Annotated in this window: 14 protein-coding genes and 2 pseudogenes; 8 read left to right on the plus strand and 8 right to left on the minus strand. The window is 34.3% G+C overall.

The genetic code is table 11. The features are described from left to right. Window positions 1-40: 40 nt before the first annotated feature. The 3 genes from LB100_RS04875 to LB100_RS04885 form a co-directional block, all read right to left on the minus strand. A complete protein-coding gene (locus tag LB100_RS04875) occupies window positions 41-604 on the minus strand; it encodes a DNA-3-methyladenine glycosylase (protein WP_456201608.1) in 564 nt (187 codons plus the stop codon). Window positions 605-672: 68 nt separating this feature from the next. Further along, a complete protein-coding gene (locus LB100_RS04880; protein ID WP_456201603.1) occupies window positions 673-960 on the minus strand; it encodes a hypothetical protein in 288 nt (95 codons plus the stop codon). 55 nt (window positions 961-1,015) lie between these two features. Further along, window positions 1,016-1,504, minus strand: coding sequence for a hypothetical protein (locus tag LB100_RS04885; RefSeq protein ID WP_456201604.1), 489 nt, complete (start codon window positions 1,502-1,504; stop codon window positions 1,016-1,018). Between the two features lie 157 nt (window positions 1,505-1,661). On the opposite strand from LB100_RS04885, the gene mraY reads away from it, so the two are divergent. Beyond that, window positions 1,662-2,642: a phospho-N-acetylmuramoyl-pentapeptide-transferase gene (mraY, locus tag LB100_RS04890; RefSeq protein WP_264719689.1), complete on the plus strand. Its 981-nt coding sequence runs from the start codon at window positions 1,662-1,664 to the stop codon at window positions 2,640-2,642. 5 nt (window positions 2,643-2,647) lie between these two features. Continuing rightward, on the plus strand, window positions 2,648-3,241 hold the full coding sequence (locus tag LB100_RS04895) for a ribonuclease HII (protein ID WP_006014056.1): 594 nt from the start codon (window positions 2,648-2,650) through the stop codon (window positions 3,239-3,241). A gap of 7 nt (window positions 3,242-3,248) precedes the next feature. On the opposite strand, the gene virB9 is transcribed toward LB100_RS04895, so the two are convergent. Further along, window positions 3,249-4,034 carry a P-type conjugative transfer protein VirB9 gene (virB9, locus tag LB100_RS04900; protein WP_264336517.1) on the minus strand — a complete coding sequence of 262 codons (786 nt, stop codon included), beginning with the start codon at window positions 4,032-4,034 and terminating at the stop codon, window positions 3,249-3,251. Between the two features lie 297 nt (window positions 4,035-4,331). Between virB9 and LB100_RS04905 the strand changes: the two are divergent. The 4 genes and pseudogenes from LB100_RS04905 to LB100_RS04920 form a co-directional block, all read left to right on the plus strand. After that, a pseudogene (locus LB100_RS04905) lies at window positions 4,332-4,604 on the plus strand (ankyrin repeat domain-containing protein); the annotation flags it as partial. Then, entirely contained in the window at window positions 4,543-4,857 is a 315-nt protein-coding gene (locus LB100_RS04910) for an ankyrin repeat domain-containing protein (protein ID WP_319606857.1), read from the plus strand. The pseudogene LB100_RS04905 and the gene LB100_RS04910, both read left to right, overlap by 62 nt. Window positions 4,858-4,901: 44 nt before the next feature. Then, a pseudogene (locus LB100_RS04915) lies at window positions 4,902-5,838 on the plus strand (IS630 family transposase). A 27-nt stretch (window positions 5,839-5,865) separates the two neighbouring features. After that, window positions 5,866-6,528 (plus strand): hypothetical protein, encoded by a 663-nt coding sequence (locus LB100_RS04920; RefSeq protein WP_264336515.1) that lies wholly within the window; start codon window positions 5,866-5,868, stop codon window positions 6,526-6,528. A gap of 37 nt (window positions 6,529-6,565) precedes the next feature. On the opposite strand, the gene mlaD is transcribed toward LB100_RS04920, so the two are convergent. Next, a complete protein-coding gene (gene mlaD / locus LB100_RS04925) occupies window positions 6,566-7,021 on the minus strand; it encodes an outer membrane lipid asymmetry maintenance protein MlaD (RefSeq protein WP_010404199.1) in 456 nt (151 codons plus the stop codon). A 2-nt stretch (window positions 7,022-7,023) separates the two neighbouring features. Next, a complete protein-coding gene (locus LB100_RS04930; RefSeq protein ID WP_010404196.1) occupies window positions 7,024-7,329 on the minus strand; it encodes an NADH-ubiquinone oxidoreductase subunit NDUFA12 family protein in 306 nt (101 codons plus the stop codon). 64 nt (window positions 7,330-7,393) lie between these two features. Between LB100_RS04930 and LB100_RS04935 the strand changes: the two genes are divergently transcribed. Both LB100_RS04935 and rodA read left to right on the plus strand, forming a co-directional pair. Further along, the gene (locus tag LB100_RS04935; RefSeq protein ID WP_456201605.1) at window positions 7,394-8,842 is read left to right on the plus strand and encodes a proton-conducting transporter transmembrane domain-containing protein; all 1,449 of its coding nucleotides are present in this window, start codon (window positions 7,394-7,396) and stop codon (window positions 8,840-8,842) included. A 45-nt stretch (window positions 8,843-8,887) separates the two neighbouring features. Then, window positions 8,888-9,991, plus strand: a complete 1,104-nt coding sequence (gene rodA, locus LB100_RS04940; protein ID WP_264376667.1) for a rod shape-determining protein RodA — start codon at window positions 8,888-8,890, stop codon at window positions 9,989-9,991. A gap of 48 nt (window positions 9,992-10,039) precedes the next feature. Here rodA and LB100_RS04945 read toward each other — a convergent pair whose 3' ends face one another. Both LB100_RS04945 and LB100_RS04950 read right to left on the minus strand, forming a co-directional pair. After that, window positions 10,040-11,287, minus strand: a complete 1,248-nt coding sequence (locus LB100_RS04945) for an IscS subfamily cysteine desulfurase (RefSeq protein ID WP_264719803.1) — start codon at window positions 11,285-11,287, stop codon at window positions 10,040-10,042. Between the two features lie 173 nt (window positions 11,288-11,460). Next, entirely contained in the window at window positions 11,461-12,348 is an 888-nt protein-coding gene (locus LB100_RS04950) for an ankyrin repeat domain-containing protein (RefSeq protein ID WP_456201606.1), read from the minus strand. Between the last annotated feature and the right edge of the window lie 227 nt (window positions 12,349-12,575).

The following is a 12,575-nucleotide window of genomic DNA, read 5'->3' on the forward strand; positions in this document are numbered from 1 at the left end:
TTTTTTTTTGGTCTAGTTTATGGGGTGCATTATATCTAGTTTATGCAGGAGATCTATATTTATTGTTGAGTGTGATTTTAGGCATTTCTGCTAAAACGCAACTTTTAAATCGCCAAAATTTCTCCTTGCCTTTACTAATTCCGATTCTTGGAGTGCACACATAATCTGGTTTGAGGTGATATTCATAGAGACAAAATTCATGACTTATAGTAAGGTCTTGTTTATTATGTTCTTTTGTAATGTTTAATTTTTTGCACAGTATGCCTGGCCCGCCTAAATTTGCTTCAAGCGGTTCAGTGAGCTTTAATCCTCGTATTAACACTGCTGCTGGAAATCCTTCTGCTTCTGTTACAATATTTAGACAATAGTACATTCCATATATAAAATATACGTACGAAAACCCTGGCGTACCAAACATTACTGAGGTTCGATTAGTATAGCCTCTTGCTGCATGACAAGCTGGGTCATCCATTCCTATATACGCTTCAACTTCAGTTATTATTCCACTAAAATTAGAAAATTTCAGAATCTTCCCTAGCAGCTCCCCAGCTACGGTTAAAGTTGGCCGTTCATAGAAATTTCTTGGTAATATTGTGTTATTCATCATAGAAGTACAAGTTACTTACATTTGTAAGCAAGTTATACTATTTTTGCTTTTTCTTATTTATTTAGTCAAGAGCATCTCTGAGAAGTAGAAGTTGGTGTTGTTGTCACATTTGTTACATCTGTTGAAGGCTGCTGTAAAACCTTGACTGATTCAGAGCTCTTTTGTTGCAATTGCGGTACTAACGCTTCATATAAAGATTTTGGCTCACGTCTCTTAACTATTTTGACTTCTTTATTTGCACTCAACTGCTCTGCAGTAACACCGTTGCCTTCAAGTAGAGTTACACCATTCTTACCATCAATGTTAACTTTAATTTTGCATTCTCTTCCATCAACATACCACTTTAAAGTCATTTCATATAACCCACTAATTATTTCATAAACTCTTTCCTCATTATCACTATCATTATTAATATAGCAACATGCCCCTCTCTTTTTTTTCGTGATTAGGATGACAAAATGTAATTGTTCTTACACCATACTCTTTACATACACTACCGCCTAGAAGTTTAGCTATATCTACTCCTTCTTTACTGGAATGTAGCACAACTCTCACGGTGGGGTAAACAATATTACCTTCCCTTTTGCCTTCTTTTATCATTATGGACTCTATGGTATATACCTTCGATATCTCTGCCTTAATTTGGTCAGCAACCTTGCTTACAATCTCTTTACCATGATAGTGAGATTCTCCTTTCTTCGGAGAAAAAGGCTCTTTGTTCGTAGTATTAGTGTCAGAATCATTCTGTAACTCAAAGAATTTATCCCATTCTTCATCACTGTCTAATTTTATATATCCACGCTTGTTTTTGTCTAATGCTGATTTAGACTTATTATGAGTACTATAGAATGCTGAAATGGTTCCAAAAAGCTTTTTAACATAACCTAAACCTAACATACACCACCTCTTACCATTAACTAAATATCAGTATGCAAACTTTGTCATAATTAATCAATAACTAATTTACCCTAAATTAAAATGAGCTGATAAAAAGGTATAAATTGAGATTAGGTAAAGCTTTTGGTATAATATCTAGTTAATTTTGAATAGGCAGGTGATCTTAGTTACAAAGACGTTTTTTATCTCATTTATTTTTGGGCTCATTCTTTTTCCCTATTTTATAAAGCTTCTAAAAAGGATAAGCAAAGATGGACAACCAATCAGATCGTATGGACCAGAAAGTCATTTAATAACAAAAAAGAATATACCACCTATGGGTGGAATAATAATACTCACTTCTGCTCTACTACCAATTCTGTTTTGGAGTCAATTAACACCAGAAATTTCATTGCTGATATTTATAACTTTATTTTTTGCTCTGCTTGGATTTATTGATGACTGTTTAAAATTAAAGGCAAATCATCACCAAGGTTTAAGTGCAAAAACCAAAATACTCATTCAGTTTGCCGTTACTCTGGTCTGTATGTTTATACTTAAGCTACAATCTGCTGAAGGTTTTACAAAAATTTCTCTATTTAGAGAAGTAGCAATCGACCTTGGCTATCTATATCTTCCGTTTGCTGCATTTGTTATTGTTGGCTCTGCCAATGCTGTGAATCTCACAGATGGTTTGGATGGCCTTGCTGCAACTCAAGCCATTACTTCCTTTGCTTTTTTGGGACTAGTTGCATACATCACTCGGACAGATGTAAACATTACTTTCTTCTGCATTGCATTTATAGGAGCTATTTTAAGTTTCTTGTGGTTTAACACACATCCAGCAAAAATATTTATGGGTGATATTGGAAGCCTATCAATCGGTGCAGCTTTAGGACTCACTAGTGTTCTAATTAAAAAAGAAATGCTTTTTGCCGTTATTGGAATAATCTTTGTAATAGAGACTTTATCTGTGATTATTCAGGTATCATATTTTAAATATACAAAATTTAGATATGGAGTAGGAAGAAGAATTTTCCTTATGACACCAATACATCATCACTTTGAAAAGAAAGGGTGGTCAGAAAATACAATAGTTATAAAATTTTGGATAATTTCTATCGTTTGTTCGATTTTTGCTTTAACTTTCTTATTATAGGAACTATGAAATATCCAGATTTCACATTAGAAAATACATTATCAGGAATTATAGCAGGAGTAGATGAAGTTGGAAGAGGTCCGCTTGCTGGTCCAGTGATATCTGCAGCTGTAATATTTACTGATAGAGATACGGTTATTGATGGAATAAACGACTCAAAAAAGCTAACCCCTAAGTGTAGGCAAGTTCTATACGAAAAAATAACGTCTGTTGCAAAATTTGGTATAGGAATGGCAAGTGTAGAGGAGATAGACTCATACAATATCTTGCAAGCAACAAAGCTTTCAATGAAACGTGCGCTGGTAAATTTAGATTTAGAACTAGATTATGTGTTAGTTGATGGTAATCAACCACCTGAAGTAAAATGGCAAGTAAAATCTATAGTGAATGGTGATAGCTTAAGTATATCAATCGCAGCCGCTTCAATCGTTGCAAAAGTTACAAGAGATCGGCTTATGGAAGAATTGCATAATAAACATCCTCAATATAATTGGTATAAAAATAAAGGATATGGAACAAAAGAACACCTCAGCGCTATTGGCCTTCATGGAATTACGAAGCACCATAGAAAGAATTTTGCACCTATAAGAATACTATAGCCTTTAATCACTTACCTTTTTTGAAAGGTATGTTTTCATTAAACAGGCAGACTGTACTTGATCCGTTTCTTAAGGTAAATACCGAGCTTACTCTTTCAATTATCAGGTAGTCATCAACTGTACGAAAATTTATCAAGGACTCATATCCTGCAGAATCAACCATAAAAACTGCCGGGAAATCAGAGTTTATTTTATTAAATTGTAGATATGTAAATTTTCCGTCATCAAAAACCTTAATTGGTATTATTGATTGACTGCCTTTAACGTGCGAGATGGAATAGTTAAAATTCAAGCCTTTCTTTATAACCTCAATATCACTTATATCAGGGATAGTGGTGTGACTAGCTTGCTCTAGAATATCACCGTTACTCGTTGAATAAATTTCATCACTGTTGAACAGTGGATAAAGAAACCTTACTTCATATGCTAACCTTGGATCATCTAGCCCGTTTGCTTCTTCAGCATGAAACTCGAAATAATAAACTCTTTTATTGGTAATTATAGTTGCATTAGTATCGGCAATATCATCTATAGGCTTAATAAATAATCTATTACCTTGAGGAAGGAGTTGCCAACCGGTTGCATCACCCATTGAAAGACTCTCTATTACCTCCCCTGGCTCAAACAATATGCTGGATTGATAACCATAAAAGCCCGTGTACTTATGTATAGCCTGTGGATTATAATTCATTACCTTTATGTGGTTATCACCAGCTATTGGTCGTGGTTCCTGTTTTGCAAGTGCATCACCACCACAAAAAAATAATAGCGCAACAAACAGTAACCTAACCATAGTATCAAAATAAACTGATCTTTATTTTATCATTGATAGACATGTACTGCAACTGTTAAGCTATCCCAGTAGTAAGCGATAGAAAATGCAAGCTTCATAATAATTCATTACTGCAGGAAAAAATTCTTTAAACATTATTTTCATATATGTTAAAATAGGTTGTGAGGTAAATTATGAATGGAATAATGAGCAGCTTTTCAGTGCTGTTCTTAGTAATAATATAGAAGAAGCTGAAAGATTAATAAACGCTGAAGCGAGTGTACATTCAGTAGATAAGCATGGGATGGCCCTTTACATCATGCTGCTCAGCGTGGCTATGTAGATCTAGCAGAGTATTTGATAAAAATAGGAACAGATGTCAACTCAGTAGATAATTTTGGAAATACCTCTTTACATTTAACTGCGCATAGCGGTTATATAAAAGATAATGGTGTGTGGGTCAATATAGAAGAGACTGCTAATTCCGTCATAAAAATACAGTGGAGTTGTTGCTTAAAAAAGGGCAAATATCAATGCAGCGAACCATCAGATGCAGACTCCTTTACATATTGCAGCAGAAGGAGGACATAGTTATTTGTTAGAGGAGCTGCTTAAAAAGGGAGCTGCTGTTAACTTAGCAGATGATGAGGGAAATACTCCACTTCATTGCGTTGGTGGTATGGGCGGCGGTGAAGACGATAAAGAAGTAATAAAACTTTTACTTAAAGCAGGGGCAAATATTAATTTAGTTAATAGAGAAGGAGATACTCCTTTAAGTAGTTATGATTTAAGAAGTAGTCATCTTATACCAATTCCCGCTATACAAGCAACGAATAGACAATAATGGAAAAAAAGCCATACTGAAGTAAGTAAAATAGCGAGGTTTAGATGGCATTAAGATCAAAATTATTGGATGAAAAAGTGGTAAAATCAGCAAAAGAGATGCTGAAGAGAGTAAGAAATAATGCGTATGTTGCAAAAAAACTAAATGCTGTAATTGCAGCAAAAAAGCACAGTATAACAGCTGTAGCAAAAATATGTTGCATTTCGAGAAAGGCAATTACTACATGGATAAAGCACATAAAATTTGGAAGAGAAGAAAAATTATTTGCTCCACCTCAACGCCGAGGAAAACCCCAATATTACTATTAGAGAAATGAGAATAAGAATCCAAGAAAGATTTGGTTTGAATATCAGCAAATCCGCAATACATCGTAATATGCAAAAAATGAAATTCTCATATATCACACCAACATAATGGACAAGATAAAAACAAGCAAGAGGAGTTTTAAAAAAAACCTCAATGAAACTATTGTCATGCATTCTGAAAAAGAGCTATTTTTCTTCGATGAATCACGGTTTGGTACACATTCAAAAATTGGACATGGGTGGTTTAAAAAAGGCAGTAGGACACAGGTTAAGGTAAAATTAGGTAGGGAAAATTTTTATCTCTATAGTGCAGTTAATCCCAGAAATGGAGAGAATTTTAGCTTATTTGCACCAAACGTCAACACTGATTGTATAAATATATTCCTTGAACAGATGTCGCAATATTTAGGAATAAGAAAGGCTTTTCTCGTGATGGATTGCGCTAGTTAGAAAAAATTTAAAGGTACCTAAAAATATCGAAATTATATACCTACCACCATACTCACCTGACCTCAATCCTGTTGAGAGGTTTTGGTTATATATAAAACAGAACATTTTACGCAATAAAATCTACGATACAATTGTTCTGCTTGAATGTGCTTTGTGTAAATTTATTACCTCTCTTTCCCCTTCCACGGTTAAACAACTCTGCAATGCTTCTTATTTGGTTCATTAATTTGGTATTAGTGCAGATATAAAATTGATGATAGTTCACATTACAAAACTAAAAGCTGCTGGGTTGTTTATCAATCAGCGAAATATTCAATTTATGGATGAGTTAGTGAGGTTCTGGAGAGGAAGAAATAACAATTTCTTGCAGAATTTACCAAGGTGGTTTTCAAAATTTAACAAAGAAGTGTCAAAGCTCAAGAAAGAGAATAGTGTGCTATATACCTTTCTGAGAGAAAGTAACATTAATGTGCTAGTTAAAATGTGGGAAGAAAGCGAATATATAAGAAACAAATTTATTGGTAGAGATTTAAATAAGGAATTAAAAGAGATTTTAAAAGAACGGTATTCAAAATATGCTGACATTTTAATCAACAAAGCCGATGACATAAGAAGAAAAATATTTCTACATAATAATAAGCTACTACTTGATCCTTTGTCAGAACATTATCAATATAGCTTCAAAGATATGACGTTTACTGATATCAGAAATTTTTTTGACGTTCATAAAGAGGATTTTAGAAAAAAATCACAAATATCTCTAATTGACTTGATAGATCTAAGTGACGTAAGAAAAAACACTCCTATACTGAAAGTACAAGCATTTGTTGAGATTATTAGGAATGTAAAACCTAGCAGAAATCTTGATAATTCAAACGCTGAACAACTTCAAGCTATTGATAGAAAAATCCCTTAATTGTACATAGGCCAAGTTGGCTTATGTGTTCTTATTCTCACTTTGTAAACATGCCAATAATTTTATCCATTATTCCGCCCATATTTGCTTCAGCTTGAGTGTGTGCTATCTTACCACCGTGTGAAATTAATTTGGGATCTGCGCCAGGTGATATATTAACAAATTTACTACCAACAACTCCACTGCTAGTGATTAGGGCTGAGCTATCAACTGGGAGTTTTATATCCCTACTTATACACATGTCGATTCGTGCTATGTAGGTAGCTTTGTCGAGTGATACACCAGTTATGCTTCCGACTTCCACACCAGAGATCTTGACACTATCACCAACTCCTACACCGTTAGCATCAGTAAAAAGGCCATGTATTTTATAACAATCCTTATAGTTTTTCTTTATGTAAGATAATTTATCAATAGCGAAGAAGATAAGAAAAACAGTAAAAATTAATACAAATGAACCAGCAGTTATTTCAAGTATATTTGACCTTCGCATCTTTAGTTATTAGGATTCCAGCTTTCATAGTAATTTTTCACCTTTTGGTTTGGGTAGTATGCATCTTTTGTACCTGTTAAATTAGGAATTTTTCTTTTGTTATTATTCACTGGTACTGCATTATCAGTATAATGCAGCCATATATGCCATGCTGGAGGAATTGTTGTAGGCTCAGAAACATTGTCATATATTACCCATCTTTTTCCTTTACTTGATTCATAGTAAGAATTTCCGTTTTCGTCCCTTCCTATAAGTTCACCTTCTCTCCGCAATAGGCTCGTTACTGCATTATAAATTTTAGACAACATAAAGGTGTTAAAACAAAAAGTATTATATATACTAATACTTTAACGATGTATTAACAACAGTTTAATGCAATTACCAATTCTACAAGTTATTATACCAATAATTGCATCGATGTTCTGCTTTCTTACCAGGAAACATAGGGTGTCCTGGTTTATCTCTTTTTTTACAACGGCAGCTACTTTCTTTATTTCATTAATGTTGCTAGTGAAAACATACAATGGTGAAATTATAACTTATTATCTTGGAGATTGGGCTCCTCCATACGGAATAGAGTTGAGAATTGACATATTGAACTCCTTGATTCTAACTTTGGTGAATTTTATAGCGCTGATTAGTGTGCTTTATAGCTTTCATATTAATGAAAAAGAGATTAGCAAAAACAAAATCTCTGGTTTTTACTCTCTATTTCTACTGTGCCTAAGTGGATTACTCGGAATTTTAGTAACAAACGATATATTCAACCTTTATGTCTTTTTAGAAATTTCATCTCTTTCTTCTTATGTTTTAGTTTCAATGGGAAGGGATAAGAAAGCTTTAGTTGCAGCATTTGAATACCTCATTAGTGGTACTCTAGGAGCAACATTTTACTTGTTTGGCATCGGCCTTTTATACTCTATGACCGGAACGCTCAACATGTCTGACATGGCTGAAAGAATAGTACCATTATACGATAATAACATCATAAGACTTGGTACATTATTCATTTTTGTTGGTCTCTCAATCAAAATGGCACTGTTTCCACTCAGCAGATGGCTGGTTAACGCATATAGTGAAGCACCTAGCTTCATTAGCATATTTTTTTCAGGTACAGTAACCAAAGTGATGATATATGTTTTTATCAGAATCTTTTACACTGTTTTTCAGCAAAAATTTTTCTTACCACTAAGCACCGTGATGATCATCCTTGCGCTTTGTGCTGTTGTATTTGGATCAATATCTGCAATGATCGAAAAAGATATAAAAAGACTGTTTGCTCACTCCAGTATCAGTCAGATTGGCTATATAATTTTAATGCTGGGTTTAAATTCAAAAGCAGGTTTGTTTTCAGCAGTTCTTCACATAGTAAATCATAGCATGATAAAAACGTCTTTATTCATGACTGCAGGGTGTATTTCTTATAAGTTTGGTATGACAAAAATAGAAAATTTATCAGGACTAAAAAAGTCAATGCCCTATACAACACTTGCATTTACTCTACTTAGTTTCGCATTAATCGGTGTACCTTTGACAAATGGCTTTGTAAGTAAGTGGTATATGATGAAAGCAATTATCGAATCTCATGCATGGATTTCCCTTGCAGTTTTTGCTGCTGGCTCTTTTCTTGCACTAATATATATGTGGAGAATGGTTGAGAAAATATATTTTGAAAACAGTACAGCATCAAACGCTGGAATGACACTTAATGAGGTACCATTGCTTATGCTCTTTTGTCTATTATTTATGGCAATTTTAACGGTAATAACTGGGATATATAGTAGTCCAATTCGGTTGGTAATTAATAAATTTGCTTTTTGATTTTCTTATGTTTTATTGTATCTCAAAGTCTGTAAAGTTTTTGCTGTGGATAAGCTGAAGAAGATTCACTTATTATTAGTCATTAACGTAATAGCTCTGTTTTGCGTTGGCATTGTTGTGCAATATTCTTCTGCTGGAGGAAAGTGGGCTCCATTTGCAATTCACCAATTGGTCATATTCTCTTTCTTCTTTTTGCTTGCTATAGCTATGTCATTTATAGAGCTAGATTTTTATTTGAAGCACGCTTATTTTTTTTACATAGTAGCAGTAATTGCGCTGTTAGCAGTAAATTTTTTTGGCTCGCATATAATGGGTGCAACAAGATGGATAAGAATTGGGTCAATTAGTTTACAACCATCAGAATTTGTAAAAGTGGGCTTAATACTTGCACTTGCTTGTTATTTTAATAAACAAAGTGTGTATAAAATGATGAAATTTCAAAGCTTATTTAAGCCACTTATAATTATTTTCTTACCTGTATTCCTTGTATTGAAGCAACCTAATTTAGGAACAGCTGTAATAATATTGTTTATAGGAGCATCAATTATATTCACAGCAATAATGGAAAGATCTCATTTAATAATTTTTGGAACTCTTGGCATTTTCGCAATACCAGCTATTTGGCCTTTTTTGCGCCCTTATCACAAGCAAAGGATATTATCATTTTTGGATTCATCAGTAGATCCACTTGGAATAGGTTATAATGCACAGCAATCTCAAATAGCTATTGGTTCAGGAGGTTTGTTTGGTAAGGGATTTGTTAATGGGAGTCAAACTCAACTTGGATTTTTGCCAGAGAAACGCACAGATTTTGCTTTTGCGGTACTTAGTGAGGAATGGGGGTTCTTAGGCAGCATGACTTTGATTTTACTCTATACCACATTCCTCGCTATAATATTCTCTATCGCTTACAGGTCAAAAAATTATTTTTCTAAGTTAATATCTATCGGGGTTTTCGCCTTTTTTGGTGCTCATTTCTTTATAAACATTGGAATGACAATAGGCCTTTTACCTATAATAGGTGACCCACTTCCATTTCTATCCTATGGCGGAAGCACAACTGCTGCGAGCTTAATATGTATAGGATTGCTACTTAGTTCCGTGGCATCTATAAAGGACTTAAAGCTAAGTTTCCGATTTCACCCATAGAAAGAGCTTAGACAACCATCACTCTGCTAATGGTTAACGTCTTATTCTTCAATGAGAATCCCATTTTACGGTGCTTAAATCTATTCCCTCTTGTACCATTTCCAAAAGTGGGCTCATTTCTCTTAGCCGTCCAACATTTTTAGTAACAAGATCTGCTGCATATAGAACTTCATCTTTAGTTGTAAATCGGCCAAGGCCAAATCTAATTGATGAATGCTCAAGATCGTGGCCATTGTTTAGTGATCTTATGACATAAGAAGGCTCAAGGGATGCAGATGTGCATGCAGAACCAGAGCTTACTGCTAAATCCTTGATTGCCATGATAAGAGACTCACCCTCAACATAAGGAAAACTTAAGTTGAGGTTACCAGGAATCCTATTTTCATAGTCACCATTTAAAACAACATCAGGAAATGCTTCTTTTATTTTGTTGTACAAAATATCTCTCAGTTCTTCTAATTTACTTGCTTCTGCTCCCATTTCTTCTTTAGCAATACGTGCCGCTTCACCAAAACCAACTGCAAGGGGAGTGGGAACTGTTCCAGAGCGCATGCCTCTCTCCTGTCCACCACCACTAATTAGTGGCGTCAATCTAACACGAGGATTTTTTCTACGGACATATAATGCACCTATTCCCATAGGTCCATAAATTTTATGGCTAGAAAGGCTCATAAGATCAATGTTCATTTCATTTACGTCTATTGGAACTTTTCCAAAGCTTTGGGCAGCGTCTGTATGAAAAAATATATTATGCTTTCTACATATTGCACCAATTTCTTTGACAGGTTGCATTACTCCGATTTCATTATTTGCCATCATCACTGAAATCAGAATTGTTTTATCAGTGATTGCCTCCTCAAGTTTCAACAAATCTATAATTCCGTTTTGCTTAACGGACAAATATGTAACTTTAAAGCCTTCATTTTCTAGATGTCGACAAGAATCTAAAACGCACTTATGCTCCGTGCAGACAGTTATTATATGATTCCCCTTATTCTTATAAAAATGAGCAACACCCTTGATAGCCATGTTATTTGATTCAGTTGCACCCGAGGTAAAGACGATTTCTTTGCTGTCTGCATTCACTAAATCAGCAATGTGCTTCCTTGCTTTTTCTACTGCTTCCTCAGCTTTCCAACCAAATGAATGGCTACGAGAGTGTGCATTACTAAACTCACCAAAATAAGGTATCATCACCTCCAAAACACGAGGATCTACTTTAGTAGTAGATTGATAATCGAGAAATATTGGTAATTTTATTTTAGTATCATGTATTTTCTTACTTTCAACATTCATAAAGCTACCAAAGAGACAAAATTTACAACTATTTAATAGCACTAAAGCTTAATTTTTTCAAGGTATAATCTTGCCTAAACGAAAGTTGTCAGCGCTCTCTCCTACGTTATTCCAGTGTCCCTTTAATGTCATTCCCTATGATCAGTGTTTGACACTGGTAGGTCGAATACGCGCTAGGCAAACCTACCAGCGCTAGCAGCTTCTTGCTGTCCATTTGTTAAGACTGGTTTATCAACTTGAGTATCAGATTTTGACAATGCATATACAGCACTGCCAACTACTAGCGCTATAGCTGCAGTTTTAGCCACTGCTATTGGTGTAGAGGGTTTTGACTCAACTGTAACTATTCCAGTTGCAGAAAGTGCTTTCGCTATTAAAACACCTGATAATGCAGTTGCACTACCGGCAAAAAAACCTTTCGCAATTGCTGATGTGCGTTGTTTTTCCTCTTTAGTTAAATTCCTAGAAGCAGTTCTAGCATGATTTTTCACATTAACATAGGAGCCTTCACGTTTTTTTGGCGGAGTAAATACATAATCTCTTTGAATAGCCAAAGATGAAGGTGTCACTCTATAGTCATCTTTTATATTAACATTCGCACCGTTTCTTACGAGAGATTCTACCACGTCTGCATGGCCATTCATAAGAGCTAAATGTAAAGGTGTCCATCCCTCCTTATCTTCTTGTTCATTAATCCTGATTTCATCTTTTTCCAACAGAGCATCTACTACCTCTTTATAATCATTTTCAGCAGCTAAATGTAAAGGTGTCTTTTTATTCTTATCTTTTATATTAACATCTATCCCTTTTGTTACTATTAAAGCCTTTGTCAAGCTCGTATAGCCTAACTTAGCAGTTAAATGTAATAATGTGAATTCATTATCTCCAACTTCAAATTTATAATTTACATAAAAATTACTCTCTTCCCACTGTTTAAATACCTCTTCATTGCTTGCCTTTAGCTCTCCTTTTACTTTTTCAATTACGTTCCTTTTATCTAATTTATTATCACTATTAACCGTACTTAATACTTCCCGCCACTGCTGATAATTTATTGTCATAATTTTTACCCTAATCTTAAATAATTTATTTTAATTTTTAAATAATTAAAATAAGAAATCAATATTTATTTTAAATGAGCTTATAATCGAAATTGTGGGTAGCAAATTATTGCCTCTTGAATCACAATGTTCGTATAGCTGCAACCCTGAAGCTACTATCTCTCATCCACTGAAGGTATTGCACAGTGCTGTCTATAATGCACCCCATAAACTAGACCAAAAAAAAA

The organism is Wolbachia endosymbiont of Protocalliphora sialia (genome assembly GCF_053891855.1).